Raw genomic sequence first — 23,840 nt, forward strand, 5'->3', positions numbered from 1 at the left:
ATCCCAGCAGCATCCGACCGGCGTACCCCACCAAGATCGTGTTACGAGTGCTTAGCCATCGACCCCAAAGCCCGTGGCGGTGTGGCAGTGGGTCCGGCATCATTCCCGTGTGATCGTGATGGGGCCCGTTCTGGAGATCGTCGCTGCCGACGACTTCACGCTCTGGCCCATCGGCGAGCACGAGTCGTGCGGCTACCTCGTTCTGGGCGGGGAGCTGACCGAGGTGGAGGTCGGCACGGCAGTGAGGCGGATCGCCGACTGCAACGGCTTCGAGCAGGAGGCGGAGCACGGACCGTGCCCGTCCGACCCGCTCGGCGCGTTCCTGCGCGGACTGCTCACCCTGCCGGACCTGTTCGCCGCCGGCGGGTTCCGGGTGGCCGACGAACCCGCCCATACCGCCTTCGTCGAGCCGGGTTGCTGCTGCGCCTGGCGGGACTGGTTCGAGGTGCTCGACGGAACCGGCTGCGCCTCCTTCGGCCATGACCCCTCCTCCATGACCGAACGCGTCGGCGACCGTGTCCGGCCGACCTTCGGCGCCCCGGACCTCGGGCGTACACAATGACCAGCTTCCTGACCCACCGGGCGCGCGTGCACGACACCCGACTCCCGCTCCACCGTCGGCACAGCGCGCTGCGGACCTGCATCACCCTCTTCGCGCCCTACGGCTTCCGGGCGACGTACCACCACCTCACGCTCAGCGCCGCGATCCCCCGACGGCTGGAGACGGACCCGGACGCGCTGGTGCGGGCGGTGGAAGAACTGCACGAGGCGAGGGTCCTGTGGCTCTCGCGAGCGGAGGCTTACGCCCGGCAGCGCCGGGCGGAGAAGCGGGCGGGGCGGCGGGCTGTGGCCGATCCGCGACCGTGGTGGCTGCGGCTCGGGTGGGACGGCCCGGCCCGCGCCTGGCACGAAGACCCTGTACGCCACCCGGCATTACGGCTTCCCGCATACGTCCGGCGACAGAACGCGAGTCTGGACGGCGCTGGTCTCCCCGGCTGCCCGGCCTGCGGGGCCGAGGGGCCACCGGAACTCCACTCGACCGGGCACGGCTGGGTCGAGTTGTGTCGTGGGTGTGCGTGGGCGCTGGTGCCATGCCCGTGTGGACAGCGACACCGGCTCGTGCCGGAAACTCCGCACCGATGGAAAGAGATCTGGCAGCGAGCGCACATGAGCGACGACACCACGCCGAACCCCCACCGGCCCCGCAAGGGCCCTGAGGTCGTTGAGGTGACGCGTAACACCGTTGACCCGGCGACGATCACACCGGAGATGGCTGCCCGGATCCGCACATGGCGGTGCGACGAGGACTACTCTTTCCGCGCGGTGGCCCAGGCCGCATCCGATCTGTGGGGCTCGGAATGGGGCAGCAACCAACTCTTCGGCGAAGACCTCTGCATCATCGCGGCGAAGCTGCTGGGCGAAAACCCCAACCGTGAACCGTGGAACTGATCCCCGGATGAGGGACGCTCGGCGGCGCCGAGGAGCATCGGGCCAGGATCCTCCACAGTGACATCGTCGACCGGCTCGAACCTCAAGCCGGCCTCGTCCCCGTCGATGCGCCCGGTGCGGGTCGGCCGGGCGGGCGGGCGGAGGGGGCCCGTCAGGGATCAGGACGCGGGCCGAGGTTACCGGAAGCCGTCACGCGTGCGGGGCGGCAGGCACCAGCTCGCGTAGCGGTACCCCCGTCAAGCCGCGTACTTCGCGCGAGAGATGGGGCTGGTCGGCGTAGCCCGCGCGGGCCGCCGTCTCCGCGAAGGGGACGCCCGCCCGGGCGAGGGCCAGCGCGCGGTGCAGGCGGAGGATGCGGGCCAGGGTCTTGGGGCCGTATCCGAAGGCCGTGAGCGACCTACGGTGCAACTGGCGTGCGCCGAGGCCGAGTTCGTCGGCCGTGGCGGCGACCGGGCGGCCCGCGGCGAGCGCGGTGACGAGGCGGGCCAACGAGGGGTCGGGCGGCGCGGCCTCGGCGGCCAGACGCTGGGCGACCTCCTCCAGACCCCGTGCCGGACGGTCCGCCGCGTGCACGCGGGCGGTCGCGCGCCGTACCTCCGCCGTCGGCCACAGGTCGGCCAGGTCCACCCGGCTGTCGCGCAGTTCGTGGGCGGGTACGCCCAGCAGGGCGGGCGCGGTGCCGGGGTGGAAGCGGACGCCCGCCCAGGCGCTCGGCTCGCCGACCAGATGCGCGCGGGTGTCGGGGCCGGCGACCAGCAGACGTCCGTCGTGCCACAGCAGGTCCATGCAGCCGTCCGGCAGCACCAGCCCCGAACCCCGGTCACCGGACGGGGTGCTGGTCCACACGACCGCTCCCGGCAGCCGGGACGCCCACTCCCTGTACATGCCGTCCAGGCTACGCGGCGGCCCGGCCGCGCCACTCCTGCGGACTGACGCCGAAGGCCCGTTTGAAGGCCGTCGACAGGGCGAAGGCGCTGCCGTAGCCGACGTGGCGGGCGATCGCACCGATGGTGTCGTCGGTGTCGCGCAGCCGGTCGGCGGCCAGCGCGAGGCGCCAGCCGGTGAGGTACGTCATCGGGGGTTCGCCGACGAGCCGGGTGAAGCGGCGGGCCAGCGCGGCCCGGGAGACGCCCGCCTCGGCGGCGAGGCCCGCCACCGTCCACGGGCGGGCCGGGTCGTCCTGCACCAGCCGCAGCACCGGGCCGACGACCGGGTCGGACAGGGCCTCGTACCAGGCGGGCGGCTCCGCCTCGGGGCGGGCGAACCAGGCCCGGAGCGCGGCGATGACCAGCAGGTCGAGCAGCCGGTCCAGGACGACCTCCTGGCCGGGTGCGTCGCGCGTGACCTCCCGCATCAGGAACGGGGTGAACGGGCATTCCCACACGTCCGCGCCGAGGGACAGCAGCGGCGGCAGCGCCTCCAGCAGCCGTCCGCCGATCTCGCCGCGCATCTGGTAGGTGCCGATCAGCAGCACCGTCTCCCCGTCCGGGCGGTCGCCCCAGGTGCGCACCCCGAGGTCCATCACGCCGTTGAGGGGCCGCCCGTCGGGGTAGTGGCACTCGCCGCCGGGCAGGATCAGCGCCTGCGGTGCCGTGTCCGGGTGGTCGGCGCAGGTGTACGGGTCGGGGCCGCGGGCGACGGCGAGGTCCCCGGCACGCAGGAGCACCCGCTCCCCCTGGTCCGGCAGCAGCCACGCCTCGCCGCGCACCAGGAGCATCACCGTCAGCGGGGCGCCGTCCTCCACCCGCACCGCCCACGGCGGGTCGAAGCACGCCCGGATCATGAACGCCCCGCGGGCGCGGGGCCCCTCCAGCAGACCGGTGAGCGCGTCCATGCCGTCAGCGTAGACGCGGGCGTATGGGGACGCGCCGTTCGGCGATGGTTCCGCGCACGGCACGGCAGTTGAATCGGCGGCATGGACGAGAAGACGGACACGAAGGACATGACCCTGGTCGTCACCGGCGCCTCGGGCCGTACCGGGAGCCGGGTGGCGCGGGCCGCGGAGGCGGCCGGAGCGACGGTGCGGCCGGCGTCACGGGCGACCGGCTTCGACTGGGAGGACCGCTCGACGTGGGCGGACGCCCTGCGCGGGGCGGACGCGGCCTATCTGGTCCACCCGGCCGACGTGGGCGCGCCCGGCACCGCCGAGGCCGTGGGCGCCCTGGCCGACGTGGCCCTGGGCCTGGGTGTGCGACGGCTGGTGCTGCTGTCGGCGCGCGGCGAGGACCAGGCGCTCGCGACCGAGGAGGCGCTGCGGGCGTCCGGCGCGGACTGGACGGTCGTGCGGGCCGCCTGGTTCGCGCAGAACTTCAGTGAGGGGCCGCTGGCGGAGGAGCTGCGGCGCGGGGAGCTGGTGTTCCCGGCCGGTGAGGTGGCGGAGCCGTTCGTCGACGTGCGGGACATCGCGGAGGTGGTGGTGGCCGCGCTGGCGGACGGGGAGCGGTACGCGGGGCGGACGCTGAGCGTGACCGGTCCGCGGCTGCTCACCTGGGCGCAGGCGGTGGCGGAGATCGCGGCGGCCACGGGCCGGCCGCTGACGTACCGGGCGGTGCCGGTGGACGCCTACCGGGAGGCGTTGGAGGGGTTCGGGCTGCCGGGCGAGGAGGCCGCGTTCCTCACCGACGTGTTCGCGACGCTGCTCGACGGGCGCAACGCGCACGTGGAGGACGGGGTGCGGCAGGTGCTGGGCCGGCGGCCGAGGGACTTCGTCGGCTTCGCACGGGAGGGGGCGGCGGACGGGACCTGGACGGCGTGAGCCCACGACCGCCGCCGGCTTCGTACGGAGGGGCGGCGGCCGGAATCTGGACGGCGTGAGCCCCGGACCACCGCGGGCTTCGTACAGGAGGGCGCGACGGCCAGGACCTGGACGGCGTGAACAGGACCCCCTGCCCCGGCCCCCGACCCCCGGCCTCCGGCGGGCTCACTCCCCGCGCTTGTCGTCGTGCCCCGGGCCGTTCCCGCCCCGTGGGTGGGAGGACTTGGTGTGGGTCCGCAGGCGGGCCGTGACGTCCTCCGGGGGCAGGAAGCGCGACCAGCGCTCGGGGAACTCGGAGGGCATGTCGGGGTCCGCCTCCCCCGACGCGCTGGTGCGGGCGACGTACTCGGCGACCTGCGCCTGCCGCTGCCGCTCGTTGGCCTCGCGGGCCGCGGCGGTGGCGGCGGCCGGCCAGACCCGGTCGATGGCCGCGTTGACGGCCGCGCCGACCAGCACGGCGAACGCGGACACACCGATCCACAGCAGGACGGCCACGGGCGCCGCGAGGGAGCCGTAGATGGTGGGGCCCTCGACGGTGCTGGTCAGGTAGATGCGCAGCAGGAAACTGCCGAGCACCCACATGGCGAGGGCGACCAACGCGCCGGGCACGTCCTCGATCCACGGGGAGCGCACCGGCACGGAGACGTGGTACAGCGTGGTCAGGAACGCCACGGACAGCAGGATCACGACCGGCCAGTACAGGATCTGGACGACCGTCGTCGACCACGGCACCACGTCCACGACCGCGTCCGGGCCCGCGACCATCAGTGGCAGCGCCACCGAGCCGATCAGCAGGGCCACGATGAACAGCAGGAAGGCCAGCAGCCGGGTCTTGACGATGCCCCGCACACCGTCGAGGCCGTACATGACGGTGATGGTCTCGATGAAGACGTTCACCGCGCGGGAGCCCGACCACACGGCGATCAGGAAGCCGAGGGAGATCACGTCCGGGCGGCCGCCCTTGGTCACGTCCCGCAGGATCGGCTCCGCGACCTCCCTCACGCCCCGGTCGGACAGCACCGTGCGGGAGGCGTCGAGGAGGTTGCGCTGCACGCTCTGGATGGTGTCGGCGCCGGTCCACGCGTCGACGTAGCCGAGCAGGCCGATCAGGCTGAGCAGCAGCGGGGGCACCGACAGCAGGGTGAAGAACGCCGCCTCGGCCGCCAGGCCCAGGATGCGGTACTCCATGCACGAATTGACGGTGTCCTTGAGCAGCAGCCAGGCCGTCCTGCGTTTGGAGACGTTCCGGTACAGGGCGCGGGCCCGGTGGAGGCGACCGGAGGGCGCGTCTGGGGATTCACTTGCTGGCTGCACGAACCAAAGGTATCCGCCGGGCCCGGGCCCACTCACCCACAGGCCCCGTCCTCCTCACCCGCGGGCCCCGTCCGCGCGTGAGGCGGGGCGGACCCCGGGGTAGGTTCGCCCCATGGCAGGCATCACGCACACCGTGACCAACCAGGCTCCGCCGCTCGTCCAGTACGACGTGTTCGGTTCCGACCGGGCGCTGGTGGAGGCGGTCGAGCGGCACCTGGCGCCCGAGGTGCGCGAGGACGGGCTGGCGGAGCTGTCGGCGCTGGGGCATACGGCAGGGTCCGCGCAGGTGCAGGAGTGGGGGGTGCAGGCCAACGAGAACCCGCCGCGGCTGCGCACCCACGACCGCTACGGCCGGCGGATCGACGAGGTCGAGTTCCACCCGGCCTGGCACCGGCTGCTCGGCAAGGGCGTCTCGGCGGGGCTGACGGCGGCGTGGGGGCGGCCCGGCGGGCATGTGCGGAGGGCGGCGGCCTTCCTGATGTGGACGCAGGTCGAGGCGGGCAACGGCTGCCCGCTGTCGATGACCCATGCGGCGGTGCCCGCGCTGCGCACGGACCCGGCGCTCGCCGCCGAGTGGGAGCCCCGGCTGACGTCGGTGATCTACGACCGTGCCCTGCGGCCGCCCGGGCAGAAGCCCGGCGCGCTGTTCGGGATGGGGATGACCGAGAAGCAGGGCGGCAGCGACGTACGGGCGAACACGACGGCCGCGCGGCCGCTGGCCGAGGACGGCACCTACGCGCTGACCGGCCACAAGTGGTTCTGCTCGGCGCCGATGTCGGACGCCTTCCTGGTGCTGGCGCAGGCGCCCGGCGGGCTGACCTGCTTCCTGGTGCCCCGGGTGCTGGCGGACGGCAGCCGCAACGTGTTCCTCCTCCAGCGGCTCAAGGACAAGCTGGGCAACCGCTCCAACGCCTCCGCCGAGGTCGAGTTCGACGGGACGTGGGCGCGCCGGGTCGGCGAGGAGGGGCAGGGGGTGCGCACCATCATCGGGATGGTCGCGGCGACCCGCCTGGACTGCGCGCTCGGCTCGGCGGGGCTGATGCGGCAGGCCGTGGCGCAGGCGGTGCACCACTGCGCGTACCGCGAGGCGTTCGGCGGGAAGCTCGCCGACAAGCCGCTGATGCGCAACGTGCTGGCCGATCTGGCGCTGGAGTCGGAGGCGGCGACGACGCTGGCGCTGCGGCTGGCGGCGGCGTACGACGACGGCGGTGAGCAGGAGCGGGCGCTGCTGCGGATCGCGGTGCCGGCGGCGAAGTACTGGGTGACCAAGCGGTGCGCGCCGGTCGCGGTGGAGGCGGCGGAGTGTCTCGGCGGCAACGGCTACGTCGAGGAGTCGGGGATGCCGCGGCTGGTGCGGGAGTCGCCGCTGAACTCGATCTGGGAGGGCGCGGGCAACGTGCAGGCGCTCGACGTGCTGCGGGCACTGCGCCGTGACCCGGGGACGCTGGACGCCTATCTGCGGGAGGTCGGGCAGGCGCGCGGGGCGGACCACCGGCTGGACGCGGCGATCAAGGACCTGCTGACCGACCTGGCGGACCTGGAGGGCGTCGAGGGGCGGGCGCGGCGGCTGACGGAGCGGCTGGCGCTGGTGCTGCAGGGGTCGCTGCTGGTGCGGCACGCGCCGCCGGAGGTGGCGGACGCGTTCTGTGCGGGACGGCTCGGCGGCGACGCGGGCAGCGCGTTCGGGACGCTGCCGCACACGCTGGATCTGGCGTCGGTCGTGGAGCGGGCCCGCCCGCTGTCCTGAGGCCCCTGACCCCACCGCCCAAGGGGCGCGGGGAACCGCGCGACCAGCCACCACGCGCGCGCACCCGTCGACGCGCGTCAAACCGCACCCCGTGCCGCGCACCGCCCGGCTGCCGCGGGCATGACGCGGGGGTGGTGCTGCGCCGACACGGCACCACCCCCGCCGCAACGGACTCCCGAAGAGCCGTGCACGCCGCTCGGGACGGCGTCGCTCAAGTTTCAATCAGTGACCGGTCGTGCCACCAGAGTTGCAGGGGGTTGCAACTTGCTGCTTCCGTTCCGGTACTGAGCGTCGACATCGGGGGCAGGCGGCAGTATGTGGTCCCACAGGTTTTCTCCCGGGAGGTGCAGTGGCGCTCTCGCCGACGGACGTGACGCATCTGGCCGCCGTCGACACCCGGCGCGCGGCGCGGGTACTCAGCGAGGTCCGTTCCGCCGCGCTGTCCGGGCGACCCGCGCCTCTCGCTCCCCGTCCGGTGATCGGACAGTCCTGGGAGCGGGTGCTGCGCAGCGGGGTGGACCCGGACCGCGGCCTGCGCAGCGGGCTGCTGTCCATGGACGAGGTGCGCAGGCGGCGGGAGTCGTCGGCGCTGCGGCACGTGCTGCCGGTGCTGCGGGAGGGGCTGCTGTCGGTCGCGGACGTCGCCCACCACATCATGGTGGTGGCCGACGACGAGGGCCGGGTGCTGTGGCGGGAGGGCAGCGCGCCGGTGCTGCGCAGGGCGGACGTACTGGGTTTTGAGCTCGGTGCGGACTGGCGTGAGGACGTGGTCGGCACCAACGGGGTGGGCACGCCGGCGGTGACCGGGCGCCCCGTGCAGGTCTTCGCCTCCGAGCACTTCGTGCGGTCGCACGCCACCTGGACCTGCGCGGGCGCGCCGATCACCGATCCGCGCGACGGGCGGCTGATCGGTGTGGTGGACGTCAGCGGGCCGCTGGAGACGATGCACCCGGCGACGCTGGCCTGGGTGGACTCGGTGGCGAAGCTGGCCGAGGCGCGGCTGCGGGAGATGCACGTACGGTCGCTGGAGCGGCTGCGTGCGGTGGCGGCGCCGGTGCTGGCCCGGATCGACGGCCGGGCGCTGGTGGTGGACCGGCACGGGTGGACGGCGGCGGTGACCGGGATGCCGTACACGGAGCGGCTGGCGCTGCCCAAGTCGCTGTCGGCGGGCCCGCGGTGGCTGCCGGCGCTGGGCCGGTGCTCGCTCGAACCGCTCGCCGGGGGCTGGCTGGTGCGGGCGGCGGACGAGCCGGCACCCCGGGCCGCGAGCCGGATCGTGCTCGACCTGGGCGAGCCGCGCCGCCGCACGGTGCGGGTGTCCGACGGCGCGGGCTCGTGGACCCGGGAACTGAGCCCGCGGCACGCCGAGTTGCTGTACCTGCTGGCGGTGCACCGCGCGGGGCGCAGCGCGGCCGACCTGGCCCGGGACGTCTTCGGAGACCCGGCCCGTACGGTGACGGTGCGTGCGGAGATGTCGCGCGTCCGACGGTATCTGGGGTCGCTGCTGGAGCACCGTCCTTACCGGTTCACGGAGTCCGCCGAGGTGGAGGTGGTCCTCCCGGACGCCTCCGGCGGCCTCCTCGCCCGTACGGCGACGGCTCACGCGGCCACGAGCGGTACGGCGCCGGCCGACACGCATACGGCGACGGCCGACACCACCTCTGCGCTGGTGCGCGGTTCGGACTGAACCCGGGCGGGACTCCTGGCCGGAATCAGGTGCGTCGAGGGCGTACAGGTGTACGCGGACCGGCGCCCGGCGGGCGGTCGCCGCGTGAAATTGCAGGGTCTTCGTGTCGTCCGGCGGCCGGCTGCCGTAGCATCCCGTTACGGGCCGTCCCATCTGCTCCACGGTCAACCCGCGGATCACCGGACGCAGTTGGCTCGCTCGGGAGGACGCTATGAAGCATCGCGGCAGACATCGCCGGCGCCGCAGGGGCAGAGCGCTGCGGGGCGCGCTGGCCGGGACCGCCCTCGCGCTCACCGCGGCGGCCACCATGATCAGTACTTCGCAGGCCACCGACGCCGACGACCCCGGTGCGTTGAAGCCGCTGACGACGGCAGCCGACACCGCCCGGCTCACGCTGACCGAGCACGCCGTCCCGGGTGCCGAACTGAACCGCCTGGCCGCCTCGATGGGCAGGCCCGTGGGTGTGGGCGCCGTGCTCGCCGACTCCGACGGCGCGCTGAGTGACGCCGGGGACTGTACGGACGACGACCGGCGGGCGCTGCCCGTCGAGCCGGCCGCGACCCGGGCGTACTGCTGGCCGGACCGGGACACCGACGGCTGGCGGGCCGGCGCGGTCACCACCTCGGGGGACGCGGACGAGGACGGCCGCTGGGGCGCGCACCGGGTGGTGCTGTCCGGATGGACCCGCAGCACGGGGACGCCCGCCGAACAAGGGCTCGCGCGGGTCGCCTTCGTGGCCGCCGACGACGACCGGGCGCCGCGCTACACCTGGGCGCTGCTCGCCGTCCCGGTGGACGGCGGCCGGGACTACCGCGGCCTGGGCTCCGACGTGTCCGGCATGGTCTGGTACCAGGACAAGCTGCTCGTCACCGCGGGCCGGGGCGAGGGCAGCGCGCTCTACGTGTACGACCTGGACCGGGTGCAGCGGGCCACGGTGGACGGCACCTCCGTCGGGCGGGTGCCCGGCGGCTGGTCGGCGGCGGGCGCCCGGTACGTGCTCCCGGCGGTCGCGTCCTACGGGACGGCCGGCACCGACGCGCCGCGTCCCGGCGGCATCGCCCTGGACCGCAGCACCGCGCCGGACAGCCTGGTGGTGCACGAGGCGACACCCCCGGACGACGAGGGGCCGACCCTGCTGTGGCGGTACGCGTTCGGCACCCGGCCGGAGCGGGCCGGGCCGCTGGAGGCGGAGCCGGTCGCGGTGTACGAGACCGAGCTGACCCATGTGACCGGTGTGCTGGCGCACGGGTCGGACTGGTACGTGAGCCGCACCACCGGGGCGCCGGACGAGCGCTCCACGCTGTGGCGGCAGGACCTCGAGGGCGCGCGTCCGGTGCGCTGCGGCGCGGACGAGACGTACCGCTGCTGGAGCGGTCCCGCGACGTCCCTGTCGTACTGGCAGGCGACCGGTGACGTGTGGTCGCAGTCGGGGCGGATGCTGTTCGCGCTGCCGCTGGCGTCGGTCGAGCGGTCGCTGGAGCGGTAGCGGTAGCGGTAGCGGTAGCGGGCCGGGGTGTCCGAGGCCTGGCCAGGCGTTCGACACGGGCGTGTGCCGGATGGTTGTCTTTCGGCCATGACGACCATCTCCGTGACCACCTGGTCCCTGGAGCAGACCGCGCCCACCGATCTCCGTCCGGCCGCCGTGCCCGAGGGGGACGTACGGGTGGTCCGCTCCGAGGTGCCCTCCCCCGAGTTCAGCCGGTTCCTCTACGCCTCGGTGGGCGGCGACATCCGCTGGACCGACCGGCTGGGCTGGCCGTACGCGCGGTGGCGGGAGCACCTGGACCGGCCGGGTGTGGAGACGTGGGTGGCCTACGACCGCGGCACGCCGGCCGGGTACGTGGAGCTGGAGGCGCAGCAGGAGGGGGCCGTGGAAATCCTCTATTTCGGACTGCTGCCGGCCTTCCGGGGCCGCCGCATCGGCGGGCACCTGCTGTCGTACGGCGTGGCGCGCGCCTGGGACCTGGCCGACCGGTGGCCGGGGCTGAAGCCGACCGCCCGGGTGTGGCTGCACACGTGCAGCAAGGACGGCGAGCACGCCATGGACAACTATCGGCGTCGGGGTTTCCGGCTGTTCGACACCAAGGTCGAGGAGGAGCCGGAGGCGGCCACGCCGGGCCCCTGGCCGGGCGCCTACTCCGCCTGACGGACTCCGGCAAGACCTCGCGCCACGCTTGTGACCAAGGACACCCTTGTCTCGCCCTACGAGACAAGGGTGTCCACATTTCGGAAGACGGTGGACTGCCTCCAGAGCGCCGTGCCAGGCTTCCGTCATGCCTGGAACTGGAACCGCCTTGGTGAGTCGGCGGCACGTCGACCTCGGCCGCATGTCCAGCGCCATCTGTCCGGCGCGCTGAGAGCACCCAGCAGCGCCCGACACCCCTCTCCCCGCTTCATCTGCGCAAGGACGCGCACTCTTCTGCCCGCCCGCCCGTAGGCGCAGGTCAGAGCCGCTTCCCGGTACGGCGCCGCGCGCCGAGAGACCATCCACCGCTGTCCCGAAGGACGTATCAACCATGGCCGCCACCCCGCAGAAGCCTGCCGCCGCGCAGAAGCCTGGCGCCGCGAACCCCCGCCGCAAGGTGAGCCGTCACCGCGGTGAGGGACAGTGGGCCGTGGGGCACCTCACCCCCCTCAACGGCAACGAGCAGTTCAAGAAGGACGACGACGGTCTCAATGTGCGGACACGCATTGAGACGATCTACTCCAAGCGGGGCTTCGACTCGATCGACCCCAACGACCTGCGCGGCCGGATGCGGTGGTGGGGCCTGTACACCCAGCGCAAGCCGGGGATCGACGGCGGCAAGACCGCGATCCTGGAGCCGGAGGAGCTGGACGACAAGTACTTCATGCTGCGGGTGCGCATCGACGGCGGCGCCCTGACCACCCGCCAGCTGCGGGTGGTCGGTGAGATCTCGCAGGAGTTCGCGCGCGGCACGGCCGACCTGACCGACCGGCAGAACGTCCAGTACCACTGGATCCGCATCGAGGACGTGCCCGCGATCTGGGAGCGGCTGGAGGGCGTCGGCCTGTCCACCGTCACCGCCTGCGGCGACACGCCCCGGGTGATGATCGGCTCCCCCGTCGCGGGCATCGCCGAGGACGAGATCATCGACGGCACCCCGGCGCTGGAGGAGATGAAGCGCCGCGTCCTGGGCAACAAGGCGTACTCGAACCTTCCGCGCAAGTTCAAGACGGCCATCTCCGGCTCGCCGGTGCTCGACGTGGTGCACGAGATCAACGACGTGGCGTTCGTCGGTGTCCGCCACCCCGAGCACGGGCCCGGCTTCGACCTGTGGGTCGGCGGCGGCCTGTCCACCAACCCCAAGCTAGGGGTGCGGCTGGGCGCCTGGGTGCCGATCGAGGACGTGCCGGACGTCTACGAGGGCGTCCTGTCCATCTTCCGCGACTACGGCTACCGCCGGCTGCGCAACCGCGCCCGGCTGAAGTTCCTGGTCGCCGACTGGGGCGCGGAGAAGTTCCGGCAGGTCCTTGAGGACGAGTACCTGAAGCGCGAGCTGACCGACGGGCCCGCTCCCGAGCAGCCCTCGCAGCTGTGGCGCGACCACATCGGGGTGCACCGCCAGAAGGACGGCCGCTTCTACGTCGGCTTCGCGCCGCGCGTCGGCCGTGTCGACGGCACCACCCTCACCAAGATCGCGGACGTCGCGGAGGCGCACGGTTCGGGCCGGGTGCGGACCACGGTCGAACAGAAGATGATCATCCTCGACGTCGAGGAGTCCCAGGTCGACTCCCTGGTGGAGTCCCTGGAGGCGCTGGACCTCAGCGCCCGCCCCTCGCCGTTCCGGCGCGGCACCATGGCCTGCACCGGCATCGAGTTCTGCAAGCTCGCCATCGTCGAGACCAAGGCGCGCGGCGCCTCGCTGATCGACGAACTGGAGCGCCGCATGCCGGACTTCGAGGAGCCGATCACCATCAACCTCAACGGCTGCCCGAACGCCTGCGCGCGCATCCAGGTGGCGGACATCGGTCTCAAGGGGCAGCTGGTCCTGAACGACGAGGGCGAGCAGGTCGAGGGCTACCAGGTGCACCTGGGCGGCGCCCTGGGTCTGGAGGCCGGCTTCGGCCGCAAGGTGCGCGGCCTGAAGGTCACCGCGGACGAGCTGCCGGACTACGTGGAGCGGGTGCTGGGGCGTTTCCAGGCGGAGCGCGCGGACGGCGAGCGGTTCGCCGCCTGGGTGACCCGGGCCTCCGAGGAGGCCCTGTCATGAGCGAGCGCGCGGCGCCGTTCCACTGCCCCTACTGCGGTGACGAGGACCTGCGCCCCAACGAGGAAGGGCACGGCGCCTGGGAGTGCGCGGCGTGCAACCGGGCCTTCCGGCTGAAGTTCCTCGGGCTGCTGTCCCGGGGGCTCGACCGATCCGACACGGGAGGGGAGCCGACATGACGGCCGTATCGGACGAGCACGGCACCGTCGAGTTGCGGGAACTGGCCGGGCAGGCGGGCCGGGACCTGGAGGACGCGACCGCGCTGGAGATCCTCCGGTGGGCGGCCGACACGTTCGGCAAGCGCTTCTGCGTGACCTCGTCCATGGAGGACGCGGTGGTCGCCCACCTCGCCTCCCGGGCGATGCCCGGGGTGGACGTGGTGTTCCTCGACACCGGCTACCAATTCCCCGAGACCATCGGCACCCGGGACGCCGTGGAGGCCGTGATGGACGTCAACGTCATCACGCTCACCCCCCGGCAGACGGTCGCCGAGCAGGACGCCGAGTACGGTCCGAAGCTCCACGACCGCGACCCGGACCTGTGCTGCAAGCTGCGCAAGGTGCGGCCGCTGGAGGAGGGCCTGAAGGACTACCTGGCCTGGGCGACCGGCCTGCGCCGCGACGAGTCCCCGACCCGGGCGAACACCCCGGTGGTCGGCTGGGACGAGAAGCGGCGGAAGGTGAAGATCTCCCCCATCGCCCGGTGGACCCAGGACGACGTGGACGCCTACGTCGCCGAGCACGGCGTCCTCACCAACCCGCTGCTTCAGGACGGTTACGCCTCCGTGGGGTGCGCCCCCTGCACCCGCCGTGTGCTGGAGGGCGAGGACGCCCGCGCCGGCCGCTGGGCGGGCCGCGCCAAGACCGAGTGCGGACTGCACGGCTGACCGCCATGACCGCGCCTTCGACGAACCAGGAGAACCACGTGACGACCGGAGCCACCGTCTGGCTCACGGGTCTGCCGAGTGCGGGCAAGACCACCATCGCGCACGAACTCGCCGCCCGGCTGCGCGAACAGGGCCGGCCGGCCGAGGTGCTCGACGGCGACGAGATCCGCGAGTTCCTCTCGGCGGGCCTCGGCTTCAGCCGCGAGGACCGGCACACCAACGTGCAGCGGATCGGCTTCGTCGCCGAACTGCTCGCGCGCAACGGCGTCATCGCACTCGTCCCGGTGATCGCCCCGTACGCCGACAGCCGCGAGGCCGTCCGGAGCCGCCACGAGACGAACGGCACGCCGTACGTGGAGGTGCACGTGGCGACGCCGGTGGAGGTGTGCTCCGTGCGGGACGTGAAGGGCCTGTACGCCAAGCAGGCGGCGGGTGAGCTGACCGGGCTCACCGGCGTCGACGACCCGTACGAGGAGCCCGAGAAGCCCGATCTGCGCATCGAGTCGCAGCACCAGACCGTGCAGGAGTCCGCGGCGGCCGTTCACGCCGTGCTCAGCGAAAGGGGACTGGCATGACGACGACCGTCGCCACCGTCGAGGAGGGTACGGACAGCCCGTACGCCCTCTCCCACCTGGACGCCCTCGAGTCGGAGGCCGTGCACATCTTCCGTGAGGTGGCGGGTGAGTTCGAGAAGCCGGTGATCCTGTTCTCCGGCGGCAAGGACTCCATCGTCATGCTGCACCTGGCGCTGAAGGCGTTCGCGCCCGCGCCGGTGCCGTTCACGCTGCTGCACGTCGACACCGGGCACAACTTCCCCGAGGTCCTCGACTACCGCGACCGCACCGTCGCGGCCCACGGGCTGCGGCTGCACGTCGCATCGGTGCAGGACTACATCGACCGCGGTGTGCTCAAGGAGCGCCCGGACGGCACCCGCAACCCGCTGCAGACGCTGCCGCTCACGGAGAAGATCCGTGAGGAGGGCTTCGACGCGGTGTTCGGCGGCGGACGGCGGGACGAGGAGAAGGCCCGCGCCAAGGAACGGGTGTTCTCGCTGCGCGACGAGTTCTCCCAGTGGGACCCGCGCCGTCAGCGCCCCGAGCTGTGGAACCTGTACAACGGCCGGCACGCGCCCGGTGAGCATGTGCGGGTGTTCCCGCTGTCGAACTGGACCGAGCTGGACGTGTGGCAGTACATCGCCCGCGAGAACATCGACCTGCCCGAGATCTACTACGCGCACGAGCGCGAGGTGTTCAAGCGCGGCGGGATGTGGCTGACCGCCGGCGAGTGGGGCGGCCCCAAGGACGACGAGGCGGTGGAGAAGCGCCTGGTGCGCTACCGCACCGTCGGCGACATGTCCTGCACCGGCGCGGTCGACTCCGACGCCGACACCATCGAGAAGGTGATCACGGAGATCGCCGCGTCCCGGCTCACCGAACGCGGTGCCACCCGCGCCGACGACAAGATGTCCGAGGCCGCGATGGAAGACCGCAAGCGCGAGGGGTACTTCTAAGCATGAGCACCGTCACGACCGAGGAACTCTCGGCCACCACCCTGCTGCGGTTCGCCACCGCCGGCTCCGTCGACGACGGCAAGTCCACCCTGGTGGGCCGACTGCTGCACGACTCCAAGTCCGTGCTCACCGACCAGCTGGAGGCCGTCGAGCGCGTCTCCGCCAGCCGCGGCCAGGACGCTCCCGACCTCGCGCTGCTGACCGACGGTCTGCGGGCGGAGCGGGAGCAGGGCATCACGATCGACGTGGCCTACCGGTACTTCGCCACGACCAGGCGGCGGTTCATCCTCGCCGACACCCCGGGGCATGTGCAGTACACACGGAACATGGTCACCGGTGCGTCGACGGCCGAGCTGACGGTGATCCTCGTCGACGCGCGCAACGGTGTGGTCGAACAGACCCGCCGCCACGCCGCGATCGCCGCGCTGCTGCGCGTCCCGCACGTCGTCCTCGCGGTGAACAAGATGGACCTGGTCGACTACCAGGAGCCCGTCTTCGCCTCGATCGCCGAGGAGTTCACCGCCTACGCCACGGAGCTGGGTGTCCCCGAGGTCACGGCGATACCGATCTCGGCGCTCGTCGGCGACAACGTGGTCGAGCCGTCCGCGCACATGGACTGGTACGGCGGGCCCACCGTCCTGGAGCACCTGGAGACGGTGCCGGTCAGTCACGACCTGACCCGCTGCCACGCCCGGCTGCCCGTGCAGTTCGTGATCCGGCCGCAGAGCCCCGAGCTCCCCGACTACCGCGGCTACGCCGGGCAGATCGCCGCCGGCACCTTCCGCGTCGGCGACGAGATCACCGTGCTGCCCTCGGGGCGGTCGACCACCATCACCGGCATCGACCTGCTCGGCAAGCCCGTCGACGTGGCCTGGACGCCGCAGTCGGTGACCCTGCTGCTCGCCGACGACATCGACATCTCCCGCGGCGACCTGATCGTCCCCGCCCAGGACGCCCCCGACACCACCCAGGACCTCGAAGCGACCGTCTGCCACGTCGCCGACGAGCCACTGACGGTGGGCCACCGGGTGCTGATCAAGCACGGCACCCGGACGGTGAAGGCGATCGTGAAGGACATCCCGTCCCGGCTCACCCTGGACGACCTGTCCCTGCACCCGCACCCGGGCCGGCTCACCGCCAACGACATCGGCCGCGTCGTCATCCGCACCGCCGAACCCCTGCCCGCCGACACCTACGCCGACTCCCGCCGCACCGGATCGTTCATCCTCATCGACCCGAACGACGGAACGACGCTCACCGCGGGCATGGTCGGCGAGTCCTTCGCCACCCCCGAACCCGTCACGGACGGGGACGACGACGGGTGGGACTTCTGACCACCCGCTGACCTCGGCCCTTCTTCGTCCCGCCCTCGCCGACACCGACCCGCCGACGACCCGGCCGCGCACCGACCGACGCGTGACCGCCGGGCCGCCACCGAGAGGAACGTCCCCTTGCCTGCCACGACCGCCCTGCGCCGCGCCTTCGCGGTGACGGCCGCGCTGCCGTTGCTGGCCCTGGCCGCCTGCGGTTACGGATCGCAGGCGAAGGACGACGACACGGTCCGGGTGACCGCGGGGGCGGAGAAGACCGACGGTCTCGACTCGGTCAGGATCGGCTACTTCGGCAATCTCACGCACGGCACCGCGCTGGTCGGCGCCCGCAAGGGCCTTTTCCAGAAGGAACTCGGCGGAACCGAGGCGAAGTACGCGGTGTTCAACGCGGGCCCGTCGGAGATCGAGGCGCTCAACTCCGGTTCCCTGGACATCGGTTTCATCGGCCCCTCCCCCGCGATCAACGGCTGGACCAAGGCGGACGGCAAGAACCTGCGGATCGTGGGCGGTTCGGCGTCCGGCGGGGTGAAGCTGGTGGTGAACCCGGACAAGGTGACGTCGCTGAAGGATGTCGAGGGCAAGCGGATCGCGACCCCGCAGCTCGGCAACACCCAGGACGTCGCCTTCCTCAACTGGGCGGCCCGGCAGGGCTGGAAGGTCGACCCGCAGAGCGGCAAGGGCGACGTCACCGTCGTCCGCAGCGACAACAAGGTCACCCCCGACGCCTTCAGGTCCGGGTCGGTCGACGGCGCCTGGGTGCCGGAGCCGACCGCCTCCCGGCTGGTCGCCCAGGGCGGCAAGGTCCTGCTGGACGAGGCCTCGCTGTGGCCGGACAAGAAGTTCGTGATCACGAACATCGTCGTCCGCCAGGAGTTCCTGGAGAAGCACCCGAAGGCCGTGGAGGCGGTGCTGAGGGCGTCGGTCGGGACCAACCGGTGGATCAACGCGCATCCGGACGAGGCGAAGGCCGCCGCCAACGAGCAGCTGGCCGCCGACACCGGCAAGCCGCTGCCCGCCGACGTGCTCGACCCGGCCTGGGAGTCGATCACGTTCCTCGACGACCCGCTGGCCGAGACCCTCAGAACGCAGGCGGGCCACGCCGTGGAGGCGGGCCTGCTGGAACAGCCGGACCTGAAGGGGATCTACGACCTCTCTGTGCTCGGCAAGGTCCTGGAGGCGGCCGGCCGGCCACCCGTCGACGACGCCGGACTCGGCACCGCCCAGCCCCGGATCACGCACGCACCCAGGAGGTGACGACCATGGCCACGACCCTCGCCAAGGCCGCCGACGACACGCAGTCGGCGACGCACGCGGCCCGCATCGAGCACGTCTCGAAGTCGTTCGCGGGCGGCCCCGCCGGGCAGCAGCTCGTGCTGGACGACATCAGCCTCGACGTCGCCCCCGGCGAGTTCGTCACCCTCCTCGGTGCCTCCGGCTGCGGCAAGTCCACCCTCCTCAACCTGGTCGCCGGCCTCGACAAGCCCACCCAGGGCGCCATCACCACCGACGGCCGCCCCGCCCTGATGTTCCAGGAGCACGCCCTCTTCCCCTGGCTCACCGCCGGCAAGAACATCGAACTCGCCCTCAAACTCCGCGGCACGCCGAAGAACGAACGCCGCGACCGCGCCGAGGAACTGCTGGAACTGGTCCGGCTGGGGGGCGCGCACGGCAAGCGGGTGCACGAACTGTCCGGCGGCATGCGCCAGCGCGTCGCCCTCGCCCGCGCACTCGCGCAGGAGAGCCGGCTGCTGCTGATGGACGAACCCTTCGCCGCGCTCGACGCCATCACCCGCGACGTCCTGCACGACGAACTCACCCGCATCTGGCGCGAGACCGGCCTGTCGGTCCTGTTCGTCACCCACAACGTCCGCGAGGCCGTCCGCCTCGCCCAGCGCGTCGTACTGCTGTCCTCCCGTCCCGGTCGCGTCGCCCACCAGTGGACCGTGGACATCCCGCACCCGCGCCGCATCGAGGACACCGCCGTCGCGGAACTGTCCGTCGAGATCACCGAGCAACTCCGTGGGGAGATCCGCCGCCATGGCCAGCACTGACACCACCCCCGCCACGGCCAAGGACGGCGCCGGCGACCTGGCCGGGCTCGAAGCCGGGCTGGACGCGCTGGAGACCGTGCAGACCAGCCGCAAGCCGTTCCGTGAGACGTTCACCCAGAAGATCCTCCCTCCGGTCGTCGCCGTCGCGCTCGTGCTGGCCGTGTGGCAGTCGCTGATCACCTTCAAGGTCGTCGACGACCCCACCAAGCTGCCCGCGCCCGCCGACGTCTGGCACGTCCTGGAGAAGGCCTGGCTGCAGGGTGAACTCCTCGGCTACATCTGGACGTCCGTCTCCCGCGGCCTGCTCGGCTTCTGCCTCGCCCTGCTCATCGCCACCCCCCTCGGCCTCCTCCTCGCCCGCGTCAGACTGATCCGCGCCGCGATCGGGCCGATCCTGTCCGGGCTGCAGTCCCTGCCGTCGGTCGCCTGGGTCCCGCCCGCCGTCATCTGGCTCGGCCTGAACAACCAGATGATGTACGCCGTCATCCTCCTCGGCGCGGTCCCTTCCATCGCCAACGGACTGCTCTCCGGCGTCGACCAGGTCCCGCCCCTCTTCCAGCGCGCCGGACGCACCCTCGGCGCCACCGGCATCAAAGGCACCTGGCACATCACCCTGCCCGCCGCCCTCCCCGGCTACGTCGCCGGCCTCAAACAAGGCTGGGCCTTCTCCTGGCGCTCCCTCATGGCCGCCGAAATCATCGCATCCTTCCCCGACCTCGGCGTCGGCCTCGGACAACTCCTGGAGAACGGCCGCAACGCCAGCGACATGGCCATGGTCTTCGAAGCCATCCTCCTCATCCTCACCGTCGGCATCGCCATCGACCTGCTGATCTTCAGCCCCCTCGAACGCCGCGTCCTGCGCACCCGCGGACTCCTGGTGAAGAGCTGAGGTGCCCGCCATGCGTCGTCCCGTCCTCCTCGTCGTCGCCCACGGGAGCCGTGACCCGCGGCACGCCGCGACCGTGCACGAACTGGTGCGCCGCGTGCGCGCGCTGCGGCCCGGGCTGCGGGTGGAGACCGGCTTCCTGGACTTCAACGTGCCGTCCGTGAACGGTGTGCTGGAGTCCCTCGACGCGGAGGACGTGCGGGACGTGGTCGCGCTGCCGCTGCTGCTGACCCGGGCGTTCCACGCCAAGGCGGACATCCCCGCGGTGCTGGCCGAGGCCCCGCCGCGGCTGCGGATCCGCCAGGCCGAGGTGCTGGGCCCGTCCCCGCTGCTGCTGGCGGCGCTGGAGCGGCGGCTGTACGAGGCGGGCCTGACGCCCGCCGACAAGTCCTCGACCGGGGTCGTGCTGGCCTCGGCGGGGTCCTCCGACCCGGAGGCGATCGCAGTGATCGCAGACGTCGCGCGGGAGTGGCGGCACACCGGTTGGTGCGCCGTGCGGCCTGCGTTCGCCTCCGCTTCCCTTCCGCGCACCGAGGACGCGGTGCGGGAGCTGCGGGAGCTCGGCTGTGCCCGCGTGGCCGTCGCCCCGTACGTCCTGGCGCCGGGGCGGCTGCCCGACCGGATCGCCCGGGGCGCGGCCGGGGCCGACGTCCTGGCGGACGTGCTGGGCCCGGCGCCGGAGGTGGCCCAGGTGCTCGTGGAGCGCTACGACGCGGCGCGGACGCCGGTGCTGACGGCGCTGGGCGCGTGAGCCGGCCCGCTCAGGCCCCGGTCAGCTCCACCAGCTTGACCACGGTGTTCCAGTTGCGGCTCGTGGCGACGACGCCCTTGGTGATGCGGGGCCTGGACAGGAACTCGGCGAGCTTGGAGCGGCCGAGGCCGTCGGGGGCGTACAGGTAGAGGGCGCGGTCGCCGAGCCGGAACTCCTCCGGGAGGTAGGTCTCGCGGTCGATCTCCGCGAACCGGTCCTCGGTGACCGGTGCGGAGAAGTAGGTGACGTGGAGCTGCTTCGGCTCCAGGCCGGCGGCCGGGAAGGGGCAGGCGTCGACCACACCCTTCAGATAGGCGTGGTCGCGGACGATCACGTCCACGTCGAAGCCGAAGTGCCGGGCGAGCGCCCCGGACATCTCGGCCGCCAGCGACTCCTCGTCGCCGTGCCCGGCCGTGAAAGCGGCCTGACCGCTCTGCAGGTGGGTGCGTACGTCCTCGTGGCCGAGGCTCTCCAGGAGTGCGCGCAGCTCGGCCATCGGGACTTTCCTGCCGCCGCCCACGTTGATGCCGCGCAGCAGCGCCGCGTATCTCTTCGCCATGCCCCGACTGTAGAGCGGCCGTCGTGCCCCGTGGGGGTGGGCACGACGGCCGTGCCCCGCGCGTGGCGGGCCTCGCAACTCTGACCGACGGGCGGCTTCCGGAGCAACCTGAACACACTGCTGTGACTTATTCAACAAGGTTGCGGAATGGCCGGGACCGGTCCCTGTCGCTCCGCCCCCGCCCCTGATCCACCGTGCCGGTGTCCCGGACATGTGTAGGGGGCCACGGTCCTCCCCAGTGGGGAGGCCGGACGCACCGTCGGGATGAGCCGGGGCCCGCCGGCTTCACCGGGCAGCACGACGAGACGCCCTCACGCCGCCCCTACCGTCGAAACGTCAGGTGGCGGCAGGGGGTCGCTGCCGCATTCGAGGGAGCGAACCCGTCATGGGGAACGGAGACGCGCGGGTACGGGGGCTCGCCGCCCGGGCCGGCGGCTGGAGCGCGCGGCACCGCTGGGCGGCCGTCGGCATCTGGGTGCTGTTCGTGGTGCTGGCGATGGGGCTCGGCTCGGCGGCGGGCCGGGTCGACGTCGAGGACAGCGAACAGCTCAAGGGGGAGACCAGCACCGCGGCCCGCATCATCGAGGAGGCCGGGATCGAGGAGCCGGCCTCGGAGACCGTGCTCGTCCAGGCGAAGGACGACGGTCCCACGTCCACGGACGCGGAGTTCCGGTCTGCGGTCGCCGCGGTGATGACGGCCGTGGAGCGGACCGGCGAGGTCACGGACGTCACCTCGCCGTACGACAGCGGCACGGTCTCGAAGGACGGGCGCAGCGCGCTGGTCCAGTTCGACGTGCGCGGGGACCCGCGGACGGCCGGTGAGCGGATCGAGCCGGTGCTGGAGGCGGTGGCGGACGTCCAGAAGGACCACGGGTCGCTGCGGATCGAGGAGATCGGCGGCGCCAGCATGATGAAGACGTTCGACGACGCGTTCGGCGACGACTTCAAGAAGGCCGAGTACTCCGCGGTGCCGGTGGCCCTGGGCATCCTGCTGATCGCGTTCGGCGCGCTGGTGGCGGCGCTGCTTCCGGTGGCGCTGGCGATCACCGCGATCGTGGCGACCATGGGACTGATGGGACTGGTGAGCCACCTCCAGCCGATGAGTGACACCGCCAACTCGGTCATGCTGCTCGTGGGTCTCGCCGTCGGTGTCGACTACTGCCTGTTCTACCTGCGGCGTGAGCGGGAGGAGCGGGCGGCCGGCCGGGACGCGCAGACGGCGTTGCGGATCGCCGCCGCGACCAGCGGCCGGGCGATCGTCGTCTCCGGCGTCACCGTGTGCGTGGCCATGGCGGGCATGCTGTTCACCGGCATCGCCGAGTTCGAGGCGATGGGTCTGGCCTCGCTGATGGTGGTCGCGGTCGCCATGGTCGGCTCCGTCACCGTGCTGCCCGCGCTGCTGTCGCTGCTGGGCGAGCGGGTCGAGAAGGGCAGGCTGCCGTTCCTGCGCCGGCGTCGCAGCGGCGCCGGCAACGACAGCCGGTTCTGGTCGGCCGTGCTGAAGGGGGTGCTGGCCCGTCCGGTGCTCTCGGTGGTCGTGGCGGCCGGTGCGCTGCTCGCGGTGGCCGCGCCCGCGCTCGGCATGAAGACCGAGAACCTGACGCTGGACCAGGAGTTCGGCGACTCGCTGCCGATCGTGCAGACGTACAACCAGGTCAATGAGGCGTTCCCGGGCGGTTCCGAGCCGGCCGAGGTGGTCGTCAAGGCCGACGACATCAACGCGCCCGAGGTGAAGGCGGCGCTCGCCGACTTCCGTGCGCAGGCGGTCAGTTCGGGCGCCTCGCGCGGCCCGGTGGAGATCAGGCTGCACGACCAGCAGAACCTGGCCCTGGTGTACGTGCCGCTGGTCGGCGGCTCCGACCAGGACGCGGCGGGCGCGAGTCTGGAGAAGCTGCGCGACGAGGTGCGGCCGGCGACGCTGGGCAAGGTCGACGGGGTCGAGGCGCCGGTCACCGGTCAGGTGGCGGGCAACAAGGACTTCAACGACCAGCTGGTCGGCTCGGTGGTCCCGGTGTTCGCGTTCGTGGTGGTGTTCGCCTTCGTGCTGATGCTGCTGTCGTTCCGCTCGCTGACGGTCGCGATCACCTCGATCGTGCTGAACCTGCTGTCGGTGGGCGCCGCGTACGGCATCCTCGTGGCGGTCTTCCAGCACGGCTGGGGCGCGTCCCTGGTGGGCGCGGAGGGCGTGGGCGCCATCATCACCTGGCTGCCGCTGTTCCTCTTCGTGATCCTCTTCGGCCTGTCGATGGACTACCACGTGTTCGTGGTCTCCCGGATCCGGGAGGCGCGGGCGCGGGGTCTTGAGACGCGGGACGCGATCCGGCACGGGGTGGTCACCACGGCCGGTGTGGTCACCAGCGCCGCCGTCATCATGGTGGCCGTCTTCGCGATCTTCGGGACGCTGTCCATGCAGTCCATGAAGCAGATGGGCGTGGGCCTGGCGGCGGCGGTGCTGATCGACGCGACGGTCATCCGGGGCGTGCTGCTCCCGGCGGTGATGTCGCTGCTCGGCGAGCGCAACTGGTACTTCCCGAAGTGGCTGCACCGGCTGCCCGACCTGACGCACGACGAGGCGCCGGAGGCGGTCGCGGCGTCGCCGCGGGCGAAGGACGACGAGGGCGAGAAGGTGCCGGTCTGACCGGCACGGACAGGGAAGGGCCCGGCGGCTGCCACCGCCGGGCCCTT

General features: G+C 72.6%; 23 protein-coding genes. 19 read left to right on the forward strand and 4 right to left on the reverse strand.

The window, feature by feature from the left end; translation table 11 throughout:
* Positions 1 to 109 precede the first annotated feature (109 nt).
* Together B100_RS0111710 and B100_RS0111720 are read left to right on the forward strand one after the other, a co-directional pair.
* Positions 110 to 562 carry a hypothetical protein gene (locus B100_RS0111710; RefSeq protein WP_024884624.1) on the forward strand — a complete coding sequence of 151 codons (453 nt, stop codon included), beginning with the start codon at positions 110 to 112 and terminating at the stop codon, positions 560 to 562.
* A 605-nt stretch (positions 563 to 1,167) separates the two neighbouring features.
* Positions 1,168 to 1,449 carry a hypothetical protein gene (locus tag B100_RS0111720; RefSeq protein WP_486585627.1) on the forward strand — a complete coding sequence of 94 codons (282 nt, stop codon included), beginning with the start codon at positions 1,168 to 1,170 and terminating at the stop codon, positions 1,447 to 1,449.
* Between the two features lie 189 nt (positions 1,450 to 1,638).
* Here B100_RS0111720 and B100_RS0111725 read toward each other — a convergent pair whose 3' ends face one another.
* Positions 1,639 to 2,334 (reverse strand): helix-turn-helix domain-containing protein, encoded by a 696-nt coding sequence (locus tag B100_RS0111725; protein WP_024884625.1) that lies wholly within the window; start codon positions 2,332 to 2,334, stop codon positions 1,639 to 1,641.
* Between the two features lie 10 nt (positions 2,335 to 2,344).
* Positions 2,345 to 3,283, reverse strand: coding sequence for an AraC family transcriptional regulator (locus tag B100_RS0111730; protein WP_024884626.1), 939 nt, complete (start codon positions 3,281 to 3,283; stop codon positions 2,345 to 2,347).
* Between the two features lie 81 nt (positions 3,284 to 3,364).
* On the opposite strand from B100_RS0111730, the gene B100_RS0111735 reads away from it, so the two are divergent.
* Positions 3,365 to 4,204, forward strand: coding sequence for an NmrA family NAD(P)-binding protein (locus tag B100_RS0111735; RefSeq protein WP_024884627.1), 840 nt, complete (start codon positions 3,365 to 3,367; stop codon positions 4,202 to 4,204).
* A gap of 165 nt (positions 4,205 to 4,369) precedes the next feature.
* Here the strand turns inward: B100_RS0111735 and B100_RS0111740 are convergent, their stop codons facing one another.
* Positions 4,370 to 5,518: a YihY/virulence factor BrkB family protein gene (locus B100_RS0111740; protein WP_078540865.1), complete on the reverse strand. Its 1,149-nt coding sequence runs from the start codon at positions 5,516 to 5,518 to the stop codon at positions 4,370 to 4,372.
* 112 nt (positions 5,519 to 5,630) lie between these two features.
* Here B100_RS0111740 and B100_RS0111745 point away from each other — a divergent pair, with 112 nt between their 5' ends.
* The 15 genes from B100_RS0111745 to B100_RS0111810 all read left to right on the forward strand — a co-directional run bounded on the left by B100_RS0111745 (position 5,631) and on the right by B100_RS0111810 (position 20,596).
* The gene (locus B100_RS0111745; protein ID WP_024884629.1) at positions 5,631 to 7,265 is read left to right on the forward strand and encodes an acyl-CoA dehydrogenase family protein; all 1,635 of its coding nucleotides are present in this window, start codon (positions 5,631 to 5,633) and stop codon (positions 7,263 to 7,265) included.
* A 349-nt stretch (positions 7,266 to 7,614) separates the two neighbouring features.
* Positions 7,615 to 8,952 (forward strand): GAF domain-containing protein, encoded by a 1,338-nt coding sequence (locus tag B100_RS0111750; protein ID WP_024884630.1) that lies wholly within the window; start codon positions 7,615 to 7,617, stop codon positions 8,950 to 8,952.
* 211 nt (positions 8,953 to 9,163) lie between these two features.
* Positions 9,164 to 10,438, forward strand: coding sequence for a hypothetical protein (locus tag B100_RS0111755; RefSeq protein WP_024884631.1), 1,275 nt, complete (start codon positions 9,164 to 9,166; stop codon positions 10,436 to 10,438).
* An 87-nt stretch (positions 10,439 to 10,525) separates the two neighbouring features.
* Positions 10,526 to 11,098, forward strand: coding sequence for a GNAT family N-acetyltransferase (locus tag B100_RS0111760; RefSeq protein WP_024884632.1), 573 nt, complete (start codon positions 10,526 to 10,528; stop codon positions 11,096 to 11,098).
* 127 nt (positions 11,099 to 11,225) lie between these two features.
* Entirely contained in the window at positions 11,226 to 11,309 is an 84-nt protein-coding gene (locus B100_RS37580; RefSeq protein ID WP_311136957.1) for a putative leader peptide, read from the forward strand.
* A 159-nt stretch (positions 11,310 to 11,468) separates the two neighbouring features.
* Positions 11,469 to 13,184, forward strand: coding sequence for a nitrite/sulfite reductase (locus B100_RS0111765; protein ID WP_024884633.1), 1,716 nt, complete (start codon positions 11,469 to 11,471; stop codon positions 13,182 to 13,184).
* Positions 13,181 to 13,360, forward strand: a complete 180-nt coding sequence (locus B100_RS0111770) for a hypothetical protein (protein WP_024884634.1) — start codon at positions 13,181 to 13,183, stop codon at positions 13,358 to 13,360. The genes B100_RS0111765 and B100_RS0111770 overlap by 4 nt, the downstream gene beginning before the upstream one ends.
* Positions 13,357 to 14,067: a phosphoadenylyl-sulfate reductase gene (locus B100_RS0111775; RefSeq protein WP_024884635.1), complete on the forward strand. Its 711-nt coding sequence runs from the start codon at positions 13,357 to 13,359 to the stop codon at positions 14,065 to 14,067. Before B100_RS0111770 ends, B100_RS0111775 begins: the two co-directional genes overlap by 4 nt.
* Positions 14,068 to 14,072: 5 nt before the next feature.
* Complete coding sequence (gene cysC, locus B100_RS0111780; RefSeq protein ID WP_078540867.1) at positions 14,073 to 14,642, forward strand: adenylyl-sulfate kinase; 570 nt, start codon at positions 14,073 to 14,075, stop codon at positions 14,640 to 14,642.
* Entirely contained in the window at positions 14,639 to 15,577 is a 939-nt protein-coding gene (cysD, locus tag B100_RS0111785; RefSeq protein WP_024884637.1) for a sulfate adenylyltransferase subunit CysD, read from the forward strand. Before cysC ends, cysD begins: the two co-directional genes overlap by 4 nt.
* A 2-nt stretch (positions 15,578 to 15,579) precedes the next feature.
* A complete protein-coding gene (locus tag B100_RS0111790) occupies positions 15,580 to 16,911 on the forward strand; it encodes a GTP-binding protein (protein ID WP_024884638.1) in 1,332 nt (443 codons plus the stop codon).
* 117 nt (positions 16,912 to 17,028) lie between these two features.
* On the forward strand, positions 17,029 to 18,162 hold the full coding sequence (locus tag B100_RS0111795) for an aliphatic sulfonate ABC transporter substrate-binding protein (RefSeq protein WP_024884639.1): 1,134 nt from the start codon (positions 17,029 to 17,031) through the stop codon (positions 18,160 to 18,162).
* A 5-nt stretch (positions 18,163 to 18,167) separates the two neighbouring features.
* Complete coding sequence (locus B100_RS0111800; RefSeq protein WP_024884640.1) at positions 18,168 to 18,959, forward strand: ABC transporter ATP-binding protein; 792 nt, start codon at positions 18,168 to 18,170, stop codon at positions 18,957 to 18,959.
* Positions 18,946 to 19,848 (forward strand): ABC transporter permease, encoded by a 903-nt coding sequence (locus B100_RS0111805; protein ID WP_024884641.1) that lies wholly within the window; start codon positions 18,946 to 18,948, stop codon positions 19,846 to 19,848. Before B100_RS0111800 ends, B100_RS0111805 begins: the two co-directional genes overlap by 14 nt.
* 10 nt (positions 19,849 to 19,858) lie before the next feature.
* A complete protein-coding gene (locus tag B100_RS0111810; RefSeq protein ID WP_024884642.1) occupies positions 19,859 to 20,596 on the forward strand; it encodes a sirohydrochlorin chelatase in 738 nt (245 codons plus the stop codon).
* Positions 20,597 to 20,606: 10 nt separating this feature from the next.
* Here the strand turns inward: B100_RS0111810 and B100_RS0111815 are convergent, their stop codons facing one another.
* Positions 20,607 to 21,155 carry a DUF1697 domain-containing protein gene (locus tag B100_RS0111815; RefSeq protein WP_024884643.1) on the reverse strand — a complete coding sequence of 183 codons (549 nt, stop codon included), beginning with the start codon at positions 21,153 to 21,155 and terminating at the stop codon, positions 20,607 to 20,609.
* A 385-nt stretch (positions 21,156 to 21,540) separates the two neighbouring features.
* Here B100_RS0111815 and B100_RS0111820 point away from each other — a divergent pair, with 385 nt between their 5' ends.
* Positions 21,541 to 23,793 carry an MMPL family transporter gene (locus B100_RS0111820; protein WP_024884644.1) on the forward strand — a complete coding sequence of 751 codons (2,253 nt, stop codon included), beginning with the start codon at positions 21,541 to 21,543 and terminating at the stop codon, positions 23,791 to 23,793.
* The last annotated feature ends 47 nt before the right edge of the window (positions 23,794 to 23,840 follow it).

The organism is Streptomyces sp. CNH189, from assembly GCF_000527195.1.

What these genes read in the sequence shown, in the direction of transcription:
- B100_RS0111765 (WP_024884633.1), top strand. Translation starts at nt 11,469, where the DNA reads ATGGCCGCCACCCCGCAGAAGCCTGCCGCCGCGCAGAAGCCTGGCGCC.
- B100_RS0111815 (WP_024884643.1), bottom strand. Translation starts at nt 21,155, where the DNA reads ATGGCGAAGAGATACGCGGCGCTGCTGCGCGGCATCAACGTGGGCGGC.
- cysD (WP_024884637.1), top strand. Translation starts at nt 14,639, where the DNA reads ATGACGACGACCGTCGCCACCGTCGAGGAGGGTACGGACAGCCCGTAC.
- B100_RS0111820 (WP_024884644.1), top strand. Translation starts at nt 21,541, where the DNA reads ATGGGGAACGGAGACGCGCGGGTACGGGGGCTCGCCGCCCGGGCCGGC.
- B100_RS0111775 (WP_024884635.1), top strand. Translation starts at nt 13,357, where the DNA reads ATGACGGCCGTATCGGACGAGCACGGCACCGTCGAGTTGCGGGAACTG.
- B100_RS0111810 (WP_024884642.1), top strand. Translation starts at nt 19,859, where the DNA reads ATGCGTCGTCCCGTCCTCCTCGTCGTCGCCCACGGGAGCCGTGACCCG.
- B100_RS0111805 (WP_024884641.1), top strand. Translation starts at nt 18,946, where the DNA reads ATGGCCAGCACTGACACCACCCCCGCCACGGCCAAGGACGGCGCCGGC.
- cysC (WP_078540867.1), top strand. Translation starts at nt 14,073, where the DNA reads ATGACCGCGCCTTCGACGAACCAGGAGAACCACGTGACGACCGGAGCC.
- B100_RS0111720 (WP_486585627.1), top strand. Translation starts at nt 1,168, where the DNA reads ATGAGCGACGACACCACGCCGAACCCCCACCGGCCCCGCAAGGGCCCT.
- B100_RS0111800 (WP_024884640.1), top strand. Translation starts at nt 18,168, where the DNA reads ATGGCCACGACCCTCGCCAAGGCCGCCGACGACACGCAGTCGGCGACG.
- B100_RS37580 (WP_311136957.1), top strand. Translation starts at nt 11,226, where the DNA reads ATGCCTGGAACTGGAACCGCCTTGGTGAGTCGGCGGCACGTCGACCTC.
- B100_RS0111755 (WP_024884631.1), top strand. Translation starts at nt 9,164, where the DNA reads ATGAAGCATCGCGGCAGACATCGCCGGCGCCGCAGGGGCAGAGCGCTG.
- B100_RS0111725 (WP_024884625.1), bottom strand. Translation starts at nt 2,334, where the DNA reads ATGTACAGGGAGTGGGCGTCCCGGCTGCCGGGAGCGGTCGTGTGGACC.
- B100_RS0111770 (WP_024884634.1), top strand. Translation starts at nt 13,181, where the DNA reads ATGAGCGAGCGCGCGGCGCCGTTCCACTGCCCCTACTGCGGTGACGAG.
- B100_RS0111790 (WP_024884638.1), top strand. Translation starts at nt 15,580, where the DNA reads ATGAGCACCGTCACGACCGAGGAACTCTCGGCCACCACCCTGCTGCGG.
- B100_RS0111735 (WP_024884627.1), top strand. Translation starts at nt 3,365, where the DNA reads ATGGACGAGAAGACGGACACGAAGGACATGACCCTGGTCGTCACCGGC.
- B100_RS0111730 (WP_024884626.1), bottom strand. Translation starts at nt 3,283, where the DNA reads ATGGACGCGCTCACCGGTCTGCTGGAGGGGCCCCGCGCCCGCGGGGCG.
- B100_RS0111745 (WP_024884629.1), top strand. Translation starts at nt 5,631, where the DNA reads ATGGCAGGCATCACGCACACCGTGACCAACCAGGCTCCGCCGCTCGTC.
- B100_RS0111760 (WP_024884632.1), top strand. Translation starts at nt 10,526, where the DNA reads ATGACGACCATCTCCGTGACCACCTGGTCCCTGGAGCAGACCGCGCCC.